This window comes from Amycolatopsis palatopharyngis (assembly GCF_003385185.1).
GTDB classification, from domain to species: domain Bacteria; phylum Actinomycetota; class Actinomycetes; order Mycobacteriales; family Pseudonocardiaceae; genus Amycolatopsis; species Amycolatopsis palatopharyngis.
In genome coordinates, this window is sequence record NZ_PQHZ01000030.1 from 27,434 (window position 1) to 49,760 (window position 22,327).

Here is a 22,327-nt window from a genome sequence, read left to right on the forward strand (position 1 = left end):
GCTCCGTCGAGACGCATCACTTGCTGGTGTCGAGTACCAGCTTTCCGGTGGTGGCGCGGGACCTCAGTGCCTCGTGCGCTTGGCTCGCCTCGGACAGTCCGAACACGCCGCCGGAGATCGCCCGCACGTCACCTGCGAGAGTCAGCTGAAACAGCTCGGACATCGCCTCGCCGAACACGTCGCCCGGCAGGGAGAAGGCGTGTGGCAACCACATTCCGGACACCGTGGTGGAGTGCTTGAGCAGGCTGGGCAATACGACGGGCTTCGGCTGCTCCCTGCTTGCCATTCCGAAGAACGCGAGCCTGCCGAACGGGGCCAGCGCTGCGAGACTCTCGTCGGTGACCCTGCCTCCGGTCATGTCCAGTACGACATCGACACGCCTGCCGCCGTTGGCTGCGCGGAGAGCCTCGGTCATGTTCTCCACGCGCGAGTCCACGGCCTCGTCGGCGCCCAGGCTCAACGCGAGATCCCGCTTCTCAGGGCTGCTCGCCGTGGCGATGACCCTGCCCGCGCCCCAGGCCTTGGCGAGCTGCACCGCGATCGTGCCGACACCGCCTGCCGCCGCATGCACGACCACCGACTCCCCTTCGCGCAGGTGCGCGTTGCGGCGCAGCAGCATCCAGGCGGTCGTGCCCTGCACAATGAAGGACAACGCGGTCAGTTCGTCGACCCCGTCCGGGATGTCATAGGTCCGCGCCGGGTCCGCGACCGCGCGCTCTGCGTAGCCGCCGCCGTCGATGAGGGACACGACCCGCCTGCCGTCTCCGGTCCTTCCGGCGACCTCACCGCCGGGTACCAGCGGCAGCGTGCTCGGCGCGAGGTAGGTGTTCTCCGCCTGGTGGGTGTCGGCGTAGTTCACCCCCGCGTGAGTGACGTCGACGAGGATCTGTCCCTCGCCGGGCTCCGGGTCCGGTAGTTCGACCTGCCGTAACACCTCGGGCCCGCCGAACTCGGTGACCTGCACAGCACGCATGAAATGACCACACCCTTCTCGCTCGAATGAGACGATCCTACATACGTCTCAGCCGATAGTGAGACGTATGAGTGATATGTTTCATCCGTGGTACCTCCCCGTCCCGATGCCGGCCGCGCCCACGCGATCGCCCGAGACTGGTTCCTCGCGGGCAGGCGCATCGACATGCGCGATCTCGCCGCCGAGGTGGGAGTCAGTCGCGCCACGCTCTTTCGCTGGGTGGGCAACCGGGATCAGTTGCTCGGAGAGATCCTCTGGTCCCTGGCCGAGCCCGTATTCGACCGCCGCTACCAGGCGCGCGCCGAGACGGGCGCCGATCTTGTCGCCGCCACCGTCGGGGAGTTCGCCGCGACGGTGAACGCCGACGAGGCGTTCCGTGGTTTCCTCCGCACCGAGCCAGAACGGGCACTGCGAGTCCTCACCACGAAGGCGGGCGGTGTCCAGCAGCGCACTATCAGGAAGCTGGCAGAGGTGATCGACGAGCAGGTGAGCCTCGGCAAGCTGACACCGCCGTTGCCGGTCCCGGACCTCGCCTACCTGGTGGTCCGGATCGCGGAGTCGTTCATCTACACCGACATCATCACCGGCGGACAGCCCGACGCGGGCAAAGCGCGCGAGGCGGTCGCCGCACTGCTGCGCTGACTCCCGATCGGAAACAGCGCGCGGCTCGTCGGAACTGCAAACTCGGCCACCAGATCTGCAAACTCGGCCTCCGAAACTGCAAACTCGGGCGCTGGAACTAGCGGCGGGTTTGGAGGACTGCGTCGTATAGTTCCTTTTTGGAGATGCCGGCGGCTGTTGCGACCTCGGCTGCCGCGGACTTCATCCGCTCTCCGGCCGCTACGCGGTCGCGGACCTCGGCGACCAGGTCCGCCAGGCTCACCTCGCGTGGCTCGGCGCCTGCCAGCACCACGGTGATCTCCCCGCGTACCCCCTCGGCCGCCCAGTCCGCGAGTTCGGCGAGCCCGCCCCTGCGGACCTCCTCGTAGGTCTTCGTCAGCTCCCGGCACACCGCTGCCCTGCGGTCCCCGCCAAGGGCCTTCGCGGCCTCGGCCAGGGTCGCGGCGAGCCGATGTGGCGATTCGAAGAACACCGTGGTTCGCTCCTCGGCGGCCAGTCCGGCGAACCAGCGCGCCTTCTCCCCGGTCTTGCGCGGGGCGAAGCCCTCGAAACAGAAGCGGTCCGACGCCAGTCCCGACAGCGCGAGCGCGGTGGTGACCGCGGACGGGCCGGGCAGGCAGGTGACCGGCAGGTCCTCCGCGACGCAGGCCGCGACGAGCCGATAGCCGGGGTCGGAGACGCTGGGCATGCCCGCATCGGTCACCAGCAGCACGGTCTCACCGTCGCGCAGCGCACTCAGCAGCTTCGGCAGCCGGGCCACCTCGACGTCCTCGTAGAAGCTCACCACCCTGCCGACCGGGGTGACGCCGAGCGCCGTGGTCAGCGACCGCAGCCTGCGCGTGTCCTCGGCGGCGATGACGTCGGCCTCGGCCAGTGCGCTGACGAGACGGGCGGAGGCGTCGCCCATGTCGCCGAGCGGGGTGGCGGCCAGCACCAGCCCACCGGCCGGTGGCCTGCTGCTCATGCACACTCCTCGCGTTGTCCTCGGTACCGATCCAGCCTATCCCGCGTGCCCCACACCCGGACGCGGACGACGATCTCACACGACGGGGCCTACGATCTCTCATCGTGACCGCGCTGCTGACCCGCACGTCCGGGGACGGGGCACGCCCGGAGCCGGAGGCGTCGACGCGTCCGCCGAGCGACCGCGAGGCGACCCTGCTGGGCAGGCCCATGCCAGGCGATCGGACCCGTGCCCTGATCGTCACGCTCGTCCTCACCGCCATCGGTGCCATCGTGCGGCTGCAGAACCTCGGCTTCCCGACCGACAAGGGCGCGCCGGTCTTCGACGAGAAGCACTACGTCCCGCAGGCCTGGCAGATGCTGCGCAACGGCGGGTACGAGGACAACGCGGGCTACGAACTGGTGGTCCATCCACCGGTCGCCAAGCAGCTCATCGCCATCGGCGAGTGGCTGTTCGGCTACAACGGCTGGGGCTGGCGTTTCAGTGCGGCGATCATCGGCACGTTGATCATCCTGCTCACCATCCGGATCGCCAGAAGGCTGACCCGCTCCACGTTGCTCGGCGGTGTCGCGGGGATTCTCGTCATCTGCGACGGTGTGCTGCACCTGCAGTCCCGCATGGGGATGCTCGACATCTTCATCACGTTCTTCGTACTCGCCGCGTTCGGCTGCCTGCTGATGGACCGCGAGCAGGTGCGGGAACGTCTGGCCGTCGCCGTACGTGAGGGCTGGGTCGACGAGAGCCCTTATGGTCCCCGGCTCGGCTTCCGCTGGTGGCGGTTCGGCGCGGGGATCCTGCTCGGGATCGCGACCGGGGTGAAATGGTCGGGGGCGTACTACATCATCGCCTTCGGGCTGCTGTGCGTGGCGTTCGACATCGCCGCCCGGCGCTCGGCCGGGGTGCGCAAGCCCTGGCTCGGGGCATTGCGGCGCGACCTCGGCCCCGCGATGTGGAATCTCGGCGTGATCGCGGTGCTGGCCTACCTCAGCACCTGGTGGGCCTGGTTCGCCAGCGAGACCGCGACCGATCGCAACTACGTCGAGATGGAGAACGTTGCCGCGGGCCCGTTCGGCTTCGTGCCCAACGCACTGCGCTCGCTGCTGAGCTACACGTTCAACGTGCTCGACTTCCACGAGTCGCTGTCCACCCCGAAGGACGATCCGCATCCGTGGGAGTCGAAGCCGTGGACGTGGCCGATGGGCCTGCGGCCGATGCTCTACTACTTCGAGAACGGTGACAACGCCGCCGGATGTGGCCAGTCGCAGTGCGTGCGGGCGACGATGCTGATCGGTACTCCCGCACTGTGGTGGCTGGCGCTGCCGATGGTCGGCTGGGGCCTGTGGCGCTCCGTGTTCCGGGCGGACTGGCGCTACGCTGCCGTGCTCGTCGCCTACCTCGCCGGCCTGCTGCCCTGGTTCCTCAACCTGGACCGGCAGATGTACTTCTTCTACGCGACCCCGATGGCACCGTTCCTCATTCTCGGCCTGACCCTGGCGCTCGGGCAGATACTCGGGAGAGCAAGGGCGGGAATCGAAAGACGGGGGACCGGTCTGCTCGTCGTGGCTCTCTATACGGGACTGGTCGTCGCGAACTTCGTCTGGCTGTGGCCGATTCTCAACGGCGACTCGATCACCAACGACCACTGGCAGTCGGAACTGTGGCTACCTTCGTGGAAATAACCGGCCACTGACAATTCTCGACCGGCGCACTGACAAAACGGGACAGCTCTGTCACCTGATACGCCTATTGCCCGAATCGGTAAAGCCGACGACGGTGGTATAGACCACTTCACCGACGAAGGGTTTTGCCATGGTTGGTCGCAGAGCGTTCCTTGCCGGCATGGGAGCGGTGGCGCTGACAGCGCCCACCGCCACAGCGTGGGCCGGACCTAGACGCAGATCCGTACAGGCCGGACTGCCACTGACGGTGGTGAACAACTCCGGCGAGTTCGGCAACGGGTCCATCCGGATGTACGTCGTCGGATCTGACCTCGAGTCAAAGACGCAGTCACGGGTGACCGCCGACGGCCGGCTTGTCCCGGTGTCGTTGTCGGACAACGGTTCCGACGGCTTCGCCGACTACGCGATCCCCCTGTCCGGATCTGGCGAGACCACGCTGAACCTGCCGAGCATGTCCGGCCGGATCTACTTCGCGCTGGGCGGTGAACTCAAGTTCAAGGTGGTCGCTGACGGCAACGGAAACCCGGCACTGCAGTATCCAGCGGGCTGGGTCGAGTCCGACCCGAATTTCCGTTTGCTGCACGACTGTGTCGAGTTCACCTATGTCGCACCCGGTGTCGGCGAACTCAATCCCGGCATGTACTGCAACACGACGATGGTCGACCAGTTCTGCGTTCCACTGGCCATCACACTGGACGGATCCCGTTCGCAGACAACCGGAACCCTGGTCGGCGGTGGCAGAAAGCGGATCTTCGCGCAGGTCGCGGCCCAGGACTCGTTCTCCTCCCTCGTGGTTGACGACCTGCGGGTCATCGCACCGGGACACGGGCTAGACGGGGGCAGGTTCGGCAGGAACTACTACCAGTCCTATATAGACAGGGTTTGGGAGCGGTATCGTGGAACCGATCTACGAGTACGGACGAACAAGGGACTGTTCACCGGCAGGGTGAACTCCGCCGACGAGTTGGCGTTCGTCAGCGACGGCGGCGATCGGACGACACCGTTCGCCAGGCCCAGCACCCGTGATGTCCTGTTCTGCGACGGCGCACTCACCTCACCGAACGACGGGATCACCGGCCCCGTCGGCGCGATTCTCGGTGCGGGACTGAACAGGTCGACGGTGCACAGCCACACCGACCAGCCGACGACGGACGCGGGATCCTTCTACCGCGACCCGATCACCAACCACTACGCCAAAATCCTGCACAGCAACACCGTGGACGGGAGGGCGTACGGCTTCGCCTACGACGACGTGGCGGAGTTCGCCTCCTACGTCCAGGACACCAGCCCGTCCAGGTTCACCGTGACCCTGACCCCGTTCTGACAGCGCACTGGGAGTCGCTGACCGGCGATTGTGAACATCGACGCCCGCACGGGGTCCACGACCGTCGCCGGTCAGCTCCCGCGATCAGCGGATGCGAGGCACGAACGTGGTCACCGGGCCGTCGGCCGACGTCCCGGACCGGGACAACCAGCCCTCGATCTCCTGCTGCACCGATCTCAGCGTGGGGCGGTTACGCGGCTCGGGATCCAGCGAGGCGATCAGCAGTCGTGCGTGCACGCTGCGTCGCGGCAACTGGGACGGTGGTTCCGCCCGCGCGGCGGCCATCAGCGCCGCCATCGGCGTCTCCCGCGTCCCCCTCGGCGGAGTGCCGGACAGCGCGTAGCTCACCGTCGCTGCCAGCTGCCACGCGTCGGAGGCCGGGCTGGCCGCGGCACCGGCCGCCGTCTCCGGTGCGACGTAATCCGGGGTGCCGATCATCATCCCGGTCGCGGTCATCGTCGAGTCGCCCTTGCTGCGGGCGATACCGAAGTCGATCAGATGCGCCAGCCCAGCCGGGTCGAGGATCACGTTGGACGGTTTGACGTCGCGGTGCAGCACGCCCTTGTCATGAGCCGCGGAGAGCGCTCCGGCCATCGTCGCCCACAGCCTGCCCGCCGCGATGTCGTCCAGCGCACCGCCGGTGTCCACGACGGTGGCCAAGGGCTGCCCCTGCAGATACTCCATCACCAGTGCGAGCCCGTCCGGCTCCTCGACCAGGTCGTACACCCGCACACAGTTCGGGTGGTTCAGCGCGGCGAGTGCCCGCGCCTCGCGCTGCATGCGTTCCTCTGTGTCCCGGTCGGGTGCGTGCGCGATCTTCAGCGCGACGGTTCGGCCGAGCTGGTTGTCCACGGCTTCCCACACCGTGCCGAACCCGCCGTGGCCGAGCCGGCGAATCCGGCGGTAACGGCTGCTGCCCGACTGGCCTGCGCCAGGTGGCAGCGGCACCGGCCCCGGCGCGGCCGCGAGCGCGGCAGGCGCCACCGAGGTCGGCGAGTACTGCTTCGGCGGCTGTGGCGGTGGTTCGGGCTTGGGCTCCGGCGGCGGTGACGGGCGTTCGGGTGGCCGCTCCGGCTGCTGTTCCGATCGTTTCAGCGCGGCCCAGCTCGGTGGGCCGATCAGCGCGACCGGGATGATGCCGAGCACCGTGACCGGGAGGAAGCCGAGCCAGAGATGCACGGCCGTATTGGCCTCGACCGACACGGAGAGGAAGAAAAGGGCGACGAAGGAACCCCAGAAGAAGCGGCCCGGCCAGGTGGGCCCCCGGCGGAACGCGGAGCGTGCCTGCAGCGCCACGAACAGCAGCGCCAGCAGGGGCAGGCCGACCAGTGCGCCCAGGTAGTAGCCGTAGGCGAGCGCGTCGTTGGAGGGGTAGAACAGCACCTCGTAGACGTTCTGCCCGCCGCCGAGATACTCCGACTGCATTCCGACGAAACAGAAATCGGAGCTCAGCGACCCGCCGTTGGCCCCGAGGCCGGTGGAGGCACCGGAGAAGGCCGCGCGGTAGGTGCCGGAAACGCCGGTCATCAACAGCAGGGGCAACAGCAGCACGGTGAGCACGGCGATTCCGCCGAAGACCGACACCGTCGCGGTGTTGTAGCGGTTTCCGGTGCCCTTGCGGATGATCGCGACGGTCATCGCGCCGAGCACCGGGAAGAGCGCGATCAGCGCACCAGCGGTGCTGGTCGCCCACACCCAGTCACCCGGGCAGAACCCCGGGGCGAAGAGCTCGTAGGCCAAGGCCAGCAACGAGCTCGCGAATGAATCCACCCCTCGCTCCCTCGCTGTCGCCGGTCCGGATCGTTCGATCTACTGCGTGCCGCGTCACACGGTCACACAGTATGGCGCGTGGCCCCGGGAGCGGGTTGCCCGGCCGTCGGGTTCGACACGTTGACGCAACCCTCGCGACACCGGCACCAACGGTTCATGATGAGGCGGGACCGACATGGCTCGACGTCGAGAAGGAGACAGCTGATGGGTGCGTATTCCGAGACCTTCCGGCACAGCCTGGAGGATCCGGAGGGCTTCTGGCTCGAGGCGGCGAAGTCGATCGACTGGACCAGGCCCCCGACGCGAGCACTCGATGACAGCGGGGCACCGCTCTACCGCTGGTTTCCCGACGGCGAGCTGAACACCGCCTACAACGCGCTCGACCGGCATGTCGAAGCCGGTCACGGCGATCGGGCAGCGCTCATCTACGACTCCCCCGTGACCGGCGCGAAACAGCGGTTCAGCTACGCGGAACTGCTGGACGAGGTCGCCAGATTCGCCGGGGCCCTCGCCTCGCTGGGAGTGGGCAAGGGCGACCGGGTGATCATCTACCTGCCGATGGTGCCCGAGGCCGTGATCGCCATGCTCGGCTGCGCCCGGATCGGTGCGGTGCACTCCGTGGTGTTCGGCGGCTTCGCACCGAAGGAGCTGGCGGCCAGGGTGGAGGACGCCGAACCGAAGGTGATCGTGGCCGCCTCCTGTGGGATCGAGCCGACCAGGGTGGTGGAGTACAAGCCGATCATCGACGCCGCGCTGGAGACCACCCGGCACCAGCCGGACCGGGTCGTCGTCTTGCAGCGGGAGGCCGCGCGCGCCGACCTCGGCGAGCGGGACCTCGACTGGGCGGATCTGATGGCCTCGGCCGAGCCGGTGGCCCCGGTCCCGGTGGCCGCAACGGACCCGCTCTACGTGCTCTACACCTCGGGCACGACCGGAAAACCCAAGGGCGTCGTGCGCGACACCGGCGGTCACGCGGTCGCACTCGCCTGGTCCCTGCGCTACGTCTACGACGTCCGTCCCGGTGACGTCTGGTGGACGGCGTCCGACGTCGGCTGGGTCGTCGGGCACTCCTATATCGTCTACGCGCCGCTACTGATCGGCGCGACCACCGTGCTGTACGAGGGCAAACCTGTGGGTACGCCGGACGCGGGTGCGTTCTGGCGGGTCATCGCCGAGCACGGGGTGAAGGCCTTGTTCACCGCACCTACGGCACTGCGGGCGGTCAAGAAGGTCGATCCGGACGCCGCCGAGCTCGACAAGTACGACCTTTCCGGCTTCGGCACACTGTTCCTCGCGGGAGAACGACTGGATCCCGAGACCTACCACTGGGCGCACGACAAACTCGCGGTACCTGTCGTCGACCACTGGTGGCAGACCGAAACAGGCTGGCCGATCTCGGCGAACCCGCGTGGTCTGGAGCCGCTGCCGGTCAAGCCGGGATCGTCGACGGTACCGATGCCGGGCTGGGACGTGCGGATCCTGGACCAGAGTGGCGAGGAGCTTCCCGCGGGCCAGGAAGGCGCGATCGCGATCCGGCTGCCACTGCCACCCGGCGCGCTGCCGACGTTGTGGGGCGACGACGATCGGTTCGTCGAGGCCTACCTTTCGCGTTACCCCGGTTACTACCTCACCGGCGACTCGGGATACCGGGACTCCGACGGTTACCTGTTCGTCATGGGCCGGACCGATGACGTGATCAACGTGGCGGGGCACAGGTTGTCGACCGGGTCGATGGAGGCTGTGCTCGCCGCGCATCCGGCGGTGGCCGAATGTGCGGTGATCGGGGTCCGCGATCAGCTCAAAGGTCAGCTGCCACGGGGTTTCGTCGTCCTCAAGTCCGGTGTGGACATCGACGAGGAGACGCTGCGGAACGAACTGGTCGCCGCGATACGCGCGGACATCGGGCCGGTCGCGGCTTTCCGGCACGTCGCCGTGGTGGACGCGTTGCCGAAGACGCGGTCAGGCAAGATCCTGCGCAAGACGATGCGCGGGATCGCCGACGGCCGGGAGGAGCCGGTGCCGTCCACGATCGAGGACCCCGCGGTTCTCGACGCGCTCCGCGAGGTCCTGCGCGACGAGGGTTGAGCAAGAACCGACACCCGTCGCACTTTCCCGGGAAAGTGCGATACCCCGCGTCCGCACCCATCGCACTTTCCCGGGAAAGTGCGATGGTGCGCAGCGCTGACCTGGGACGGGACGGGGGCGCGGCGCACTTTCCCGGGAAAGTGCGCGGTGGAATGACTTGCCTCCGGGTGGCCGAAGACCCGCCGAAGACCTGCCGTGCATCTGGCGAGTACTCCGATTGGCGGATTTCCCCGTCGCAGGATTGGTCTATACCTTTACGGGTCTCCTCACCCCGTATCGGAGGTGTTCTGTGCGTAAGCGCATACCTGTGACCAGCCTGCTCGCCGCGGTAACGCTGGGTCTTTCCACTCTCGGCCTCGCGGCGGGAGCCGGCACCGCCGCGGCGACCCCGCCGGCGCCTGCACACGACAAACAGGGGCTGTCGGACGTGATCCCGGCGCCCGTCGAAGCCGAAGCCGACCCAGAGGCCGACTTCTGGCTCAGTCCGTTCACCCACATCCGGACCGAGCGCGGTTCGGCCGAAGCCAGGGAGGTCGGCAAGTACCTGGCGAGCACCCTGCGCCCGGCCACGGGATATCCGTTGCCGGTCACCTCGGCGAAGCACTCGTTCCTGCCGAGTATCTCGCTGGAGCTGGGCAGGACCGATCCCCGTGTCGGCGACCAGGGCTACCAGCTCGACGTCACCAAGCGCGGCGTGACCATCAAGGCCAACACCGCCGACGGCCTGTTCTCCGGCGTGCAGACACTGCGCCAGTTGCTGCCCGCGCAGATCGCGGCGGACTCTCCGCAGCCAAGAATCTGGACGGTGCCCGGCGGCAACATCCTCGACTACCCGAGGTTCGGTTACCGGGGGGCGATGCTGGACCTGGCCCGGCATTTCCACGAGCCGGACGAGATCAAGGCCTACATCGACCAGATCGCCGCCTACAAGATCAACTACCTGCATCTGCACCTGACCGACGACCAGGGCTGGCGGATCCAGATCGACAGCTGGCCCGAGCTCACGAAGAAGAGCGGTGGCCCCGGAACGGGCGTGGACGGCGAAGGGCCGGGCTTCCTGACCAAGGCCGAGTACGCCGAGCTGAACGCCTATGCGGCATCCAGGCACATCACGATCATCCCGGAGATCGATATGCCGGGTCACACCAACGCGGCCCAGCACGCGTACGCGGAACTGAACTGTGACGGCGTCGCGGTGCCACCGCGCACCGACATCGAGGTCGGGTACAGCTCACTGTGCATCGACTCGGAGATCACGTACACCTTCGTCGAGGACGTCATCCGGGAACTCGCCGAGATGACCCCCGGCCCGTACCTGCACATCGGCGGGGACGAGGCACACGCCACCACCGACGAGGACTACCGGAAGTTCATGGACCGGGTCATGCCGATGGTCGCCAAGTACGGCAAGACCATCTACGGCTGGGACGAGATCATGCAGGTGGACCCGCCCACCTCTGCCATCGGGCAGTTCTGGGACACCGACGGCCAGGACGCCGACGTCGCGGAGGCGGTCGCCAGGGGCAACAAGATCGTGCTCTCCCCGGCGAACAAGGCCTACCTGGACATGAAGTACGACGAGAGCACCCCGATCGGCCTGAGCTGGGCCGGCTACGTCGAGGTGCGCGACGCGTACGACTGGAACCCGGGCAACCACGTTCAGGACGTGCCGGAGTCCGGTGTGCTCGGTGTCGAGGCTCCACTGTGGTCGGAAACGCTGCGCACGCTCGACCATATCGAGTACATGGCGTTTCCGCGGCTGCCCGCGATCGCGGAACTCGGCTGGTCCACCGAGGCAAGCCACGACTGGGAGTCGTTCCGCCAGCGGCTCGGCGCGCAGGCACCACGCTGGGAGCAGCAGGGCATCAACTTCTACCGCTCTCCGCAGGTCGACTGGCAGTGACCACCGTCCCCAGACCGGGAATTCGTGAATGAATTCCCGGTCTGGGGCAGTCAGCCGGCTGTGGGACCGTCCAACTCGGCCACCTCGGTGTCGGTGAGCAGGCGGGAACGGATCAGGAACCGCACGCCCTCCGGCGCCTCCAGGGAGAACCCGCTCCCCCTGCCCGGCACCACGTCGATGGTCAGGTGGGTGTGCCGCCAGTACTCGAACTGCGGACCGGACATCCACACCGGAACATCGGCGATCCCGGGCACCACCAGGTCGCCGAGCCGCACGTCGGCCGCGCCCGTGCGGAACTCGCCCTGCGGGTAACACATCGGCGCGCTGCCGTCACAGCAACCGCCGGACTGGTGGAACATCACCGGGCCGTGCTGCTCCACGAGCCGCCGCAGCAACCCGGCCGCGGCCTCCGTCAGATCGACCCGCCTTGCCAGCATCGCGTTCACCCTCCCTTCCTCGCACTTTCCCGGGAAAGTGCGAGGCCGCTTGCGGGCACGCCCAGGTCGCAGGTTTTTCGACTCGCACTTTCCCGGGAAAGTGCGATACCGCGCGTGCGCAACTACGACACCTTGCGGCGAAGGTGCGTCGCCGATCAGAAGAAGCCCAATGCCTGGTCGGAGTAGCTGACCAGCATGTTCTTCGTCTGCTGGTAGTGATCCAGCATCATCTTGTGGTTTTCCCTGCCGATCCCGGAGGCCTTGTAACCGCCGAAGGCCGCGTGCGCGGGGTAGGCGTGATAGTTGTTCACCCACACCCGGCCCGCCTGGATGTCGCGACCGGCCCGGTAGGCCACGTTGCCGTCCCTGGACCAGACGCCCGCACCGAGCCCGTACAGGGTGTCGTTCGCGATCTTCAGCGCGTCGTCGTAGTCGTCGAACCTGGTCACCGACACCACGGGACCGAAGATCTCCTCCTGGAAGATCCGCATCTTGTTGTCGCCCTCGAAGATCGTCGGCTGCATGTAGTAGCCGCCGGAGAGCTCCCCACCGAGATCCATCCGCTCGCCACCGGTGAGCACCTTCGCGCCCTCCTGCCTGCCGATGTCGACGTAGGAGAGGATCTTCTCCAGCTGGTCGTTGGAGGCCTGCGCGCCGATCTGCGTCTCGGTGTCGAGCGGGTGTCCCTGCTTGATCCGCTTCGTCCGCTCGACGACGTCGCCGAGGAACCGGTCGTAGATGCCGGACTGCACCAGCGCCCGGGACGGGCAGGTGCAGACCTCGCCCTGGTTCAGCGCGAAGAGGGTGAAACCCTCCTGCGCCTTGTCGTAGAACGCGTCGTCGGCCGCCGCGACGTCGTCGAAGAAGATGTTCGGGCTCTTGCCGCCGAGTTCCACCGTGACCGGGATGATGTTCTCGCTGGCGTACTGCAGGATCAGCCTGCCCGTCGTGGTCTCGCCGGTGAAGGCGACCTTGCGCACCCTCGAACTGGAGGCCAGCGGCTTGCCTGCCTCCACCCCGAAGCCGTTGACGACGTTCAGCACGCCGGGCGGGATGAGATCGCCGATCAGCGAGAGCAGAACGTGGATCGAGGCCGGTGTCTGCTCTGCCGGTTTGAGCACGACGGCGTTGCCTGCCGCGAGCGCCGGTGCCAGCTTCCACGTCGCCATGAGCAGCGGGAAGTTCCACGGGATGATCTGGCCGACCACACCGAGCGGCTCCTGGAAGTGGTAAGCCACGGTGTTCGCGTCGATCTGTGAGATACCGCCCTCCTGCGCGCGCAGGGCCCCGGCGAAGTACCGGAAGTGGTCGATGGCGAGCGGGATGTCCGCCGCGAGCGTCTCCCGGACCGGCTTACCGTTCTCCCAGCTCTCGGCCACCGCGATCCGCTCGAGGTTCTGCTCCATCCGGTCGGCGATCCGGAGCAGAACGTTCGCCCGCTCGTCGGCCGAAGTCCGGCCCCACGCCGGCGCCGCCCCCTCCGCGGCGTCGAGTGCCCGTTCGATGTCCTCGGCCGTGCCGCGGGCGATCTCGGTGAAGACCTGACCGGTGATCGGGGTCGGGTTGTCGAAGTACTGCCCCTTCATCGGCGGCACGTACTCGCCGCCGATGAAGTGGTCGTAACGAGGCGCGTAGTCGACGACGCTGCCTTCGGTGTTGGGTGCCGCGTACTTGGCCATGAGCTGTACTGCCCTCCTGCTGCGTTGCACGAGTCCTGCTGATGGCGGTGAAGGTAAGGAGGGCAACGTTGCACGGACGTTGCAGTCTCGTGAGCGGCGTCACTAGTGTCGTCGGCATGGCGCTGCGGCCAACAGCCGAGATGCTGCGCGACCCGATCTCGTACGCGCGGCTGCTGAGTCGCGTCCACGACGAGGTCCTCTCCGGCGAACCGGCATCGCACGCCCCGCGCCCGGTGATCTCGCAGTCCTGGGATCGCTCCCTCGCCGCACGGGTGGATCCGGACAGCAAGCTGCCACCGCAGGTGTACGGCAGAGGGGAGCTTGACGACGTCCGCGCGGCGCACCCGCTCGCGCCCGTGCTCCCGCTGCTGCGCGAAACGCTGGTGAGCATCGCCGACGACGCGCAGCACATCATGATCGTCACCGACGCGGAGGGGCACATACTCTGGCGGGAGGGTTCGACCGGCGTGTGCGTCCGGGCGGACCGGGTGGGCCTGGCCGAGGGCACCAGCTGGGCGGAGGAGGCGATCGGCACGAACGCGATGGGCACAGCACTGGCGACCGGCGGTCCGGTGCAGATCTACTCCGCCGAGCACCTGGTGCGCACGTACCACACCTGGACCTGCGCGGCGGCACCGTTACACGACCCGGAGACCGGCGCGCTGCTCGGCGCGATCGACGTCAGCGGCCCGCTGCGCACCGTGCATCCGGCGATGCTCGCGTTGGTGACCGCCTCCGCCGGGCTCGCCGAAGGGCAGTTGCGGGCACAGTTGGCGGTGCGTGACGAGCGGTTGCGCCGGACGAACATGCGACACCTGGAAGCCCTGCGCGGTGAGCCGGGCGCGCTGCTTTCCGCGACCGGCAGAGTGCTCGCCGCAGAGTCCTGCGGGCAGCTTCCCTCCACTGTGGAGGTTCGCTCCAGGGGCGGAACCGTCGCACTGCCCGACGGCAGACTCGGCGAGCTCGAACCACTGAGCGAGGGATTCCTGCTCCGATTGCACCGGGCCGCGCTCCCGCGAAGCACCCCGGCGCCACGACTGAACCTGACATTCCTCTCCGGAGGCGAGCCACTGGCCACGGTGGACGGAAGAGAGATCCCGCTGACACTGCGGCACGCCGAGATCCTCACGCTACTGGCACTGCATCCAGGTGGACTCACCGCGGACCGGCTGGCCTTCCAGCTCTACGGTGACGCGGGCAATCCGGTGACCGTGCGCGCCGAGATCCACCGGCTGCGTACCCAACTCGGTTCCGCGGTCGTGCGGACGCGGCCATACCGGCTCGCCGCCGACATCGACGCCGACTTCCTCCGCGTGCGCGACGCACTGCGCAGGGGCGCGGTGCGGCAGGCAGTGGCGTTCTTCGACGGCCCGCTGCTCCCCGACTCCGAGTCCCCCGCGGTCCGGGAGGAGCGGGAGTCACTCGAGGCGCTCATCCGGAGGGTCGTCGTCGAGAGTGCCGACACGGAGGCACTCTGGGGTTTCTGGGACACCTCGTGCGGCGTGGACGACCCGGAGGTTGTGGCGGCCCTGTGCGCCGCACTGCCCGCCGAGGACCCGCGCAGGTCCGTGGCACTCACACACCAGGCGCGCCTGGCACCGTGACGGAGTGACCAGAGGCCGGCTGACCCTTCTCGCGGCGCTGGGGATAGACAACTTCGGCTCCGGCCTGTTCCTACCGCTCACCCTCATCTATCTCACCCACGTGGTGCAGCTGCCACTCGCCGTCGCCGGATCGGCGGTCACCGCGGGGACTCTCGCGGGGCTGCTGGCACCACCGCTGGCCGGCAGGCTGGTCGACCTGATCGGGCCGCGAGCCGTGGTGATCATCTCGCAGCTCGTGCAGGCGATCGGCGCCTGCTGCTACCTGCTGGCCGACGGGGTACCCATGGTCGTCGCGGCGGCCCTGTTGATCGCGGGCGGGCTACAGCTCTTCTACTGTTCCCTGTTCGTCCTGGTCGCCGACGTTTCTTCGGAGGTACTGAAGGACCGTCCGTTCGCGGTGGTGACCATGGTGCGCGCGGGTTCCTTCGGCCTCGGTGCGCTCGTGGCAGGGGCCTTGCTGACAGCGTGGGGTCCGGCCGGTTACCAGGTCGCGCTCGTGACGAACGCGGTAACGCTGGTCATCGCCGCACTGTTGCTCGGCATCGGCGTCAGCACGCCTAGGCCGAGCCCGGCCCCGGAATCCGGCATACGACGCCCTACCGGCCTGCTACGTGACCGGCCCTACCTTGCGCTGATCGTCGTCTCCAGCCTGTTCGGGCTGTCCCTCGACTTCTTCCTGGTCGGTATGCCGGTCTTCGTGCTCGACCAGCTCGGCGGCCCGTCCTGGCTGCCGGGGGCGATACTGGCCCTGCTGACCACCGTGACCAGCTTTGGCAGCACGGCCGCTTTGCGCCTCACCCGGCACCTGACCCGGATCGGGGCGATGTCCCTCGGCTCGGCGCTGTACGCGGTGTGGTGCGTCGTCAGCCTGGCCGCCGTGGCGGTTCCCGCACCGTGGCTACCCGCCTATCTGCTGACCGTGACGCTGGTGATGGCCGCGGCGAACCTGGTGTTCGGGCCGCGGTCCAATGCGCTCGCCGAAGCCGCGGCTCCCCGCGCGGCCAGGGGCCGGTACCTGGCCTCCTACCAGTACGCGTTCGCCTCGGCCCAGATCGTCGCGCCCGCGGTGGTAGCGCTGTTCTCGGTGGCGATCTGGCTGCCATGGGTCGTGGTCGCGGCAGCGGCGGTCGCCGCCTCGGTTGGCCTGCGCGCACTGGCTCCCCGGCTGCCGCCGCACGCCGTCGACCCGCGCACGTAACCGGTGCCCGCCAAGTGCACCGGTCCGGCTGGACACTTCGAGCCCGGTTGCCGAACAATGGCCGAAGTATGAACGACCAGTGAACGCGATGAGAGAGAAATCCGATGAGCTACGAACGTTTCGTCGTGGTGGGCGACAGCTGCGCCGAAGGCCTGGATGACCCCTACCCCGATGGAAGCCGCTACCGAGGCTGGGCGGATCTCGTAGCGGCCCGGCTCGCGGCGGACAATCCCGGTCTGCGCTACGCCAACCTCGCGATTCGCGGTCGCAGGCTCGATCAGATCATCACCGAGCAGTTCCCCGCCGCTACCGCGTTCCAGCCGGACCTCGTCGCCCTTTTCGGCGGCGGCAACGACGTCCTCACCGGCGGTTTCGATCCCGACGTCGTGGCAGGCAAGGTGACCGAAGCCGTGGCCAGGCTGACCGAGGTCGCGCCGACCGTACTGGTGTTCACCCTCAGCGACCTGTCCCAGCGGATGCGCCTGACCCGCGGACTGCGCCCGCGCATCGCCGCGCTCAACGCCGCCGTTCATCGGGCGGCCGATGAACACGGCGCCCTCGTGGTCGATCTCGCCGACGACCCGTCGGTCCGGGACCTGCGTTACTTCGGCCCTGACCGGCTCCACCTGAGCGAGCACGGTCATCGTCGGCTGGCCGGCCACCTACTGCGCAGGTTGGCTGTGCCCTTCGACGACCAGTGGCTGGAACCTCTGCCTGGCGACCCCGCCCGGCCAGGGATGCTGGGACACGCACAGTGGGTGTGGCGTGAGGTGCGCCCGGTCGCGATCAGCCGGCTACGCAACCGGCTCGTCGGCCGCTCCCCCGGCGACGGCTTTCAGCCGAAGCGACCCGAGTTGAGTCCTCTCGCGGCGACCGAACTGTCGCCCTGAGCCGACCTTCGACGCCCGCCCGCAGGGCGTTGACCACAGAGGCCCGCACAGCGGGCCATTGTGGAGGGATGGCGTCGGTGATGACGGCGCGACTGATCGAGCCGGTGGCGAATCGACCGGAATCGGCCTGGTTCACCGAATGGCTTTCCCGTGAGGCGCTGAGCCCCCGTGAACCTTTTCGGAACGGACGGCCCAGTTGGAGGTTCTCCGAACAGGGGCCTGCCGAACAGCCTGATCCGGTGCTCACGGCGAGCATGACTGAATCGAATGAGGCCGTCATCCACCGGACGGCGGACACCCCCGGGCGCCGCCCTCCGTCATCTGATGGACGCCGCTATGTCACCCACAGGGGTGACCCTCGGTAATAGGAACTTGAGGACAACGGCCGACCCTGGACTACCGCACATATGCGAAACACGAACTGGAAATGGAGTAGAAGTGAAAAATTTACACATGCGATTCGGTTGCGCTCACGAAACAACCGGACGGCAAAGTCCGCGCCGAAACGCTACCGTCTTTCGTTGGTTCTCGCAGAACAGGGACTCGAAATTCGGCGCGCATTGAACTCACCCGGTCGCACGAAGCGATCTTGGTCATGATCACCCAGGGGCAGAGAACTGCGGTCCATGTCACTCGACTTGACGAAATTCGGTTAGCGATTAACCTTGAGCATGCTTTGGTCGCAACGGGCGATATGCGTTAGTCGCCAACACGCTGCGTGACCACACAGGACACTGGGGACTCAATGGTAAACATCGGATTAGTCGAAGATTCAGGTAAGTTGGAGGGCGACGAACATCGGTTGTCCTGGATCCATGCTATGGATCTCAAAAGATTCCACATTGAACTCACCCGAACGACCTCGACGTTCGAGGAAGCGATCCATGGCGCGGCGGGACCAACCCGCCCCGACGTCTGGATCCTGCGTTCAGCCGCGGTGACGGCCTGCACCAACTGGCACCGGTTGTTCGGTGACACCGATGATGCCGAGAGAGCGCGGGTGAAGCCGGTCGTCGCTGTGTGTGCGGGTGAACCGTCCGAGATCAGCGGCGTGCTCGCCCGTGGTGTCGCCTCCGTCGTCCGATCCGACGACTCGCCATGGCATCTCGCGGCCGCGATCCACTCCGCGTCGACCCGGCACCTGTTCGTATCGCCACACACGTTGAGCAACTACCGCAGCGACATCATGGACCTGTTCTCCGCTCCCTCGTCCACGCGGCTTGATGCGCTGACCGAACGCGAGCACGACGTGCTGGTCTGTCTCGCCCAAGGGATGTCGAATCCGATGATCGCGGCGCACCTGCACATCACCAGGGCCACCGTCGGCTCGCACGTGCTGCGCATCCTGCGCAAACTCGCGGCGGCCAACCGCACTGAGGCCGCAGCGATCGCCCACTCGATCGGCCTGATCAAGACCGGACGCAGCAAGATAGCCCTCTGAGGGCCGGACTCCCGCGTACGTGGAGGTAGCCCACCCCGGCTCGCGAAGGGCGCGCCGGGGTGGGCTTCGCGCAGAACGAAAGTTCAGATTCGCTTCTCCCAGCGGAAGAAGCGACGAGCCGCGACCGCGCCGATCGCGGTCCAGACGGTTAGTACCGCGAGCGCGGGTACGGCGTCGACGAGTTGCCCGACGAACGAACCGGCGGGGCCATAGGCGATCCGGGCGAGGTCGACCAGTGCCCCACCGGGTGTGACCAGTTGTTCCACCGCTGGCCCTGCCGCTCCGTTCGTTCCGCTCCAGACTCCCGTGGCGAGCAGGAACAGGAAGAACGGCATCGCCGCCATATCGGCCTGTTGTGTGCTGGAGACCAGACCGGTCGTGGCGAAACCGAAGGTGGCGCTCATCGCGACACCGAGCAGGACGGCCAGCAACAGCACGAGTGGGTTCGCCGGCACGGCAGGGCCGAAGATTCCGACGATCACGACGATCAGCAGGCACTGCAGCACTCCCAGCGCGATCACCGGGGAACTCACGCCGACGAGGATGGTGCTGTCGGCCGCCTCGCCACTGCGCAATCGCTTCAGATACAGGTCCTCCCGCCTGCTGGTCAGGGCCAGGGTCGTGGTGATGTAGACGGTCATCCCGAACATCAGCAGCAGTTGCATCGCCACCGGAAACGCCCAGCCGAGTGCGCCGAGATTCGCCCTGCCGAAATAGACCAGCGCGGCGGCCATACCGATCGGGAAAACCGTGGCGGTGGCCGCGACCGCCGAGTTTCGTCCGAGTAGCTTGACCTCGGCCCGGAAAAGCGCCGTGAGTTGGCGACCGGCCAGATTCATCGCACATCACCGTTTCCGCTTGCGGCTGTCGAGGAAGCCGGTTCACCGGGCGACGACAGCACCTCGGCGCGGTGGCTGTCGACCACTCCGTGGAACACGTCGTCCAGCGAGGCGTGCTGAGCGCGGAATCGCAGCAACGGAACCTGGTGCGCGCTCTGCCACTGCACCACCGACCGCAGGTCGCTCTCCAAGTCCGGCGTCTGCACGTGCACATGGCCCCGGAGCAACTGCCCGGTGTCGAGCTGGCCGACGAACTCGGGCAGGTCCAGCGCGCTCGACTCAGCGGGCAGATCGAAGCTGATCTGGGCGCGTTCCCGGCTGAGCACATCGACCAGGCTGCCTGCCACCGCTATCCGGCCTTCGTGCATGATCGCCAGCCGGTGCGCGAGGCTCTCGGCCTCGTCCAGATAGTGCGTGGTCAGCAGCATGGTGACGCCGTCGGCCAGCAGTTCCCGGATGAACTCCCAGGCACACTTGCGCGACTCCGGGTCCAGCCCCGTTGTCGGCTCGTCCAGGAACAGCACCTCTGGCCTGCCGAGCGTGGCCAGCACCAGATCGAGCCGCCTGCGCTCACCACCGGATAGCTGCTTCACCCGCACATCCCTGCGGTGCGCCAGATCCAGCCGTTCCAGTGCGGCGTCGCCAGCGCAGCGCCGCGAGCTCATGGCCTGCCACAGGGAAACGGTCTCGGCGACGGTGAGGTCACCCGCGAATCCGCTCTCCTGCAGCATGATCCCGGTACGGCTACGCAGCTGCTTGCGTTGCCGGAACGGGTCCAGCCCGAGCACGCGGACCACGCCAGCCGACGGCTTGCGGTGGCCCTCGATGGTTTCCATGGTCGTCGTCTTGCCCGCACCGTTCGTCCCGAGTAACGCGAACAACTCGCCTTCGTTGACCTCGAAGTCCACCCCGCGCACGGCTTCGAAGGAGCCGTAGGAGCAGCGGAGGCCGTTCACCTCGATCAATGGATTCTGCACACCACAACGGTAGGAATCAGCGGGTGTTCGCCACCAGGGCCGGGGATCACCGATGCGGGTGCGAAACACACCGCACTCGCATGACAGATGTCATGTTCGTACCGCGGTCCGAGCGCCTGACGAGCCGGGCAGGCATGCTGTACCCATGTCCGATGCGGAGGATGTGCGCGAGCTCGGAGGAATGAGCTGGCTACGGCGCTACATCTGGGCCTCGCTGTCGTTCAGTGGCCTCACCGGACTCGCCCTGGTCGCCATCGACCTATTCCGCACGGACTTTGGTGTGGCGAACACCGTGTTGCTGGCCGTCGCACTCATCGCGGCCACCGTGCAACGGATCAGGTTCCTGGGCTACACCGCCAACGCGATCGCGTTCGAGGAACGAAGGCCCACCGAGCAGATCCTCACCTCGGCGGCCGCTGTCGTGCTGGCCGCCCATGCCGCGCGCTACAGCACCTGGCCAGAGGTGTGGGCCCTGCTGCCCGCCGTCGTCGGCGGCGCGGGCGTCATCAGTGCGCCTCGCGCGGTCCGTGCACGGCTCGCCTACGGCCTGGTACTGGCGACCGCGGCAACCGTCGCGCTGGCGTTGTACTGGCGACGGCTGCCCGGCGTCGAGCTGCTGCCCGCGGTGGGCGTCAGCGTCCTCGTGGTAGCCGTGTTCGTCCTGATCGACCTGCTGACCGTGCGGTTCTGGGATCTGGTGCTCGAACTCGACCACGCCCGCGCGCTGGCCGGCGAACTCGCGGCCGCGCGGGAGCGGCTGCGGTTCTCCGCCGATCTGCACGACATCCAGGGGCACTCCCTGCAGGCGATCATCCTCAAGGGACAGCTGACGGAGCGGTTGGTTGGCAGGGACGACGACGCGGCACGCGCACACGCGGCCGAACTCACCGAACTGGCCCGCTCTGCGCTGGCCGACACGCGCAAGGTCGCGCACAGCTATCGCAGGGTCGGACTGCGTACCGAGGTGGCCAACGCCGTCGAGCTCATGCGTGCCGCCGGAATCGAAGTCGACGTACGCGGCGACGTCGCGGCGATCGCCCCGCCACTGCAGCAGCCGTTCGGCGCCCTGGTCCGCGAGGGAACCACCAACGTGTTGCGGCACAGCAGGGCGACACATTGCGAGCTGAGCATCGAGGTATCCGGGGCGACTTCGATCGTCCGCCTGGGCAACGACGGCATTAGGCATGCGCCGGACGCGGTGAACGACGGCAGTGGCGTGCTCGGGCTGCGCGAGCGTTTCGGCACAATCGGCGGTGAGGTCACCGCGACAAGGACCGGCGAGGACTGGTTCGAGTTGACGGGACGGGCACGGGAGCCGGGGAGCGAGCGCTGATGATCCGAGTGTTGCTGGTCGACGACGAGGACCTGGTCCGTGGGGCGCTGGCCACGCTACTGGACCTCGAGGACGACATCAGTGTCGTCGCGCAGGGCAGCGATGGTGCGGAGGCCATCGAACTGGCGCGGCTGCACGAACCCGATATCGTGCTGCTCGATCTGGAGATGCGAGTGCTGGACGGGCTCGCCGCCGCCGAGGTGATCCTGCGAGAACTGGACATGCCCGTCGTGATCGTCACCCGGCACGCCCGGCACGGGGTGCTCAAGCGGGCGCTGACGCTCGGCGTCCGGGCGTTCGTCCCCAAGGTGACGCCAGCGTCGAAACTGTCGGCGATCCTGCGCGATGTGCATGCGGGCGGTCGTTATGTCGACCCCGAGCTCGCGGCGACGGCCCTCACAGCGAACGCCTGCCCGCTGAGCGAGCGGGAGCTCGAGCTGTTGCGGCACAGCCTGAACGGCGACACGATCACGACCATCGCCGAGACGACGCATCTGGCGCAGGGCACCGTGCGCAACTACCTGTCCTCGGCCATGGGCAAGCTCGGCGCCGAAACCCGCTACGGTGCCGCCCGGCGCGCTTGGGAGGAAGGCTGGATCTGAGCCGGGCC

At 67.7% G+C, this 22,327-nt stretch carries 18 protein-coding genes; 11 read left to right on the forward strand and 7 right to left on the reverse strand.

The window, feature by feature from the left end; genetic code table 11:
- Positions 1 to 16 precede the first annotated feature (16 nt).
- Complete coding sequence (locus tag D0C15_RS21505) at positions 17 to 973, reverse strand: quinone oxidoreductase family protein (protein ID WP_116048452.1); 957 nt, start codon at positions 971 to 973, stop codon at positions 17 to 19.
- Between the two features lie 87 nt (positions 974 to 1,060).
- Between D0C15_RS21505 and D0C15_RS21510 the strand changes: the two genes are divergently transcribed.
- Positions 1,061 to 1,615 (forward strand): QsdR family transcriptional regulator, encoded by a 555-nt coding sequence (locus D0C15_RS21510; protein WP_116048455.1) that lies wholly within the window; start codon positions 1,061 to 1,063, stop codon positions 1,613 to 1,615.
- Between the two features lie 97 nt (positions 1,616 to 1,712).
- Here the strand turns inward: D0C15_RS21510 and rsmI are convergent, their stop codons facing one another.
- The gene (gene rsmI, locus D0C15_RS21515) at positions 1,713 to 2,558 is read right to left on the reverse strand and encodes a 16S rRNA (cytidine(1402)-2'-O)-methyltransferase (protein ID WP_116048457.1); all 846 of its coding nucleotides are present in this window, start codon (positions 2,556 to 2,558) and stop codon (positions 1,713 to 1,715) included.
- A gap of 104 nt (positions 2,559 to 2,662) precedes the next feature.
- On the opposite strand from rsmI, the gene D0C15_RS21520 reads away from it, so the two are divergent.
- Entirely contained in the window at positions 2,663 to 4,237 is a 1,575-nt protein-coding gene (locus tag D0C15_RS21520; RefSeq protein ID WP_116048459.1) for a dolichyl-phosphate-mannose--protein mannosyltransferase, read from the forward strand.
- A gap of 130 nt (positions 4,238 to 4,367) precedes the next feature.
- Positions 4,368 to 5,561, forward strand: coding sequence for a beta-1,3-glucanase family protein (locus D0C15_RS21525; RefSeq protein WP_116048462.1), 1,194 nt, complete (start codon positions 4,368 to 4,370; stop codon positions 5,559 to 5,561).
- Positions 5,562 to 5,645: 84 nt separating this feature from the next.
- Here the strand turns inward: D0C15_RS21525 and D0C15_RS21530 are convergent, their stop codons facing one another.
- On the reverse strand, positions 5,646 to 7,331 hold the full coding sequence (locus D0C15_RS21530; RefSeq protein ID WP_116048464.1) for a serine/threonine-protein kinase: 1,686 nt from the start codon (positions 7,329 to 7,331) through the stop codon (positions 5,646 to 5,648).
- A gap of 204 nt (positions 7,332 to 7,535) precedes the next feature.
- Here D0C15_RS21530 and D0C15_RS21535 point away from each other — a divergent pair, with 204 nt between their 5' ends.
- The gene (locus D0C15_RS21535; protein WP_116048466.1) at positions 7,536 to 9,416 is read left to right on the forward strand and encodes a propionyl-CoA synthetase; all 1,881 of its coding nucleotides are present in this window, start codon (positions 7,536 to 7,538) and stop codon (positions 9,414 to 9,416) included.
- A gap of 289 nt (positions 9,417 to 9,705) precedes the next feature.
- Positions 9,706 to 11,319, forward strand: a complete 1,614-nt coding sequence (locus D0C15_RS21540; RefSeq protein ID WP_116048468.1) for a beta-N-acetylhexosaminidase — start codon at positions 9,706 to 9,708, stop codon at positions 11,317 to 11,319.
- A 50-nt stretch (positions 11,320 to 11,369) separates the two neighbouring features.
- Here D0C15_RS21540 and D0C15_RS21545 read toward each other — a convergent pair whose 3' ends face one another.
- Both D0C15_RS21545 and exaC read right to left on the reverse strand, forming a co-directional pair.
- The gene (locus D0C15_RS21545) at positions 11,370 to 11,753 is read right to left on the reverse strand and encodes a DUF779 domain-containing protein (protein ID WP_116048566.1); all 384 of its coding nucleotides are present in this window, start codon (positions 11,751 to 11,753) and stop codon (positions 11,370 to 11,372) included.
- A 158-nt stretch (positions 11,754 to 11,911) separates the two neighbouring features.
- Entirely contained in the window at positions 11,912 to 13,435 is a 1,524-nt protein-coding gene (gene exaC / locus D0C15_RS21550) for an acetaldehyde dehydrogenase ExaC (protein WP_116048471.1), read from the reverse strand.
- Between the two features lie 116 nt (positions 13,436 to 13,551).
- Here exaC and D0C15_RS21555 point away from each other — a divergent pair, with 116 nt between their 5' ends.
- The 4 genes from D0C15_RS21555 to D0C15_RS21570 all read left to right on the forward strand — a co-directional run bounded on the left by D0C15_RS21555 (position 13,552) and on the right by D0C15_RS21570 (position 18,568).
- Positions 13,552 to 15,039: a helix-turn-helix domain-containing protein gene (locus D0C15_RS21555; RefSeq protein WP_116048569.1), complete on the forward strand. Its 1,488-nt coding sequence runs from the start codon at positions 13,552 to 13,554 to the stop codon at positions 15,037 to 15,039.
- A 4-nt stretch (positions 15,040 to 15,043) separates the two neighbouring features.
- Complete coding sequence (locus D0C15_RS21560) at positions 15,044 to 16,237, forward strand: MFS transporter (protein ID WP_116048473.1); 1,194 nt, start codon at positions 15,044 to 15,046, stop codon at positions 16,235 to 16,237.
- A gap of 104 nt (positions 16,238 to 16,341) precedes the next feature.
- Positions 16,342 to 17,127, forward strand: a complete 786-nt coding sequence (locus tag D0C15_RS21565; protein ID WP_116048475.1) for an SGNH/GDSL hydrolase family protein — start codon at positions 16,342 to 16,344, stop codon at positions 17,125 to 17,127.
- Between the two features lie 820 nt (positions 17,128 to 17,947).
- The gene (locus D0C15_RS21570; RefSeq protein ID WP_162830187.1) at positions 17,948 to 18,568 is read left to right on the forward strand and encodes a helix-turn-helix transcriptional regulator; all 621 of its coding nucleotides are present in this window, start codon (positions 17,948 to 17,950) and stop codon (positions 18,566 to 18,568) included.
- A gap of 83 nt (positions 18,569 to 18,651) precedes the next feature.
- Here D0C15_RS21570 and D0C15_RS21575 read toward each other — a convergent pair whose 3' ends face one another.
- Together D0C15_RS21575 and D0C15_RS21580 are read right to left on the reverse strand one after the other, a co-directional pair.
- A complete protein-coding gene (locus tag D0C15_RS21575; RefSeq protein ID WP_116048480.1) occupies positions 18,652 to 19,407 on the reverse strand; it encodes an ABC transporter permease in 756 nt (251 codons plus the stop codon).
- On the reverse strand, positions 19,404 to 20,384 hold the full coding sequence (locus tag D0C15_RS21580) for an ABC transporter ATP-binding protein (RefSeq protein WP_116048482.1): 981 nt from the start codon (positions 20,382 to 20,384) through the stop codon (positions 19,404 to 19,406). The genes D0C15_RS21575 and D0C15_RS21580 overlap by 4 nt, the downstream gene beginning before the upstream one ends.
- A gap of 145 nt (positions 20,385 to 20,529) precedes the next feature.
- On the opposite strand from D0C15_RS21580, the gene D0C15_RS21585 reads away from it, so the two are divergent.
- Together D0C15_RS21585 and D0C15_RS21590 are read left to right on the forward strand one after the other, a co-directional pair.
- Positions 20,530 to 21,717: a sensor histidine kinase gene (locus D0C15_RS21585; RefSeq protein ID WP_162830188.1), complete on the forward strand. Its 1,188-nt coding sequence runs from the start codon at positions 20,530 to 20,532 to the stop codon at positions 21,715 to 21,717.
- On the forward strand, positions 21,717 to 22,319 hold the full coding sequence (locus D0C15_RS21590; protein ID WP_116048487.1) for a response regulator transcription factor: 603 nt from the start codon (positions 21,717 to 21,719) through the stop codon (positions 22,317 to 22,319). The genes D0C15_RS21585 and D0C15_RS21590 overlap by 1 nt, the downstream gene beginning before the upstream one ends.
- Positions 22,320 to 22,327 lie beyond the last annotated feature (8 nt).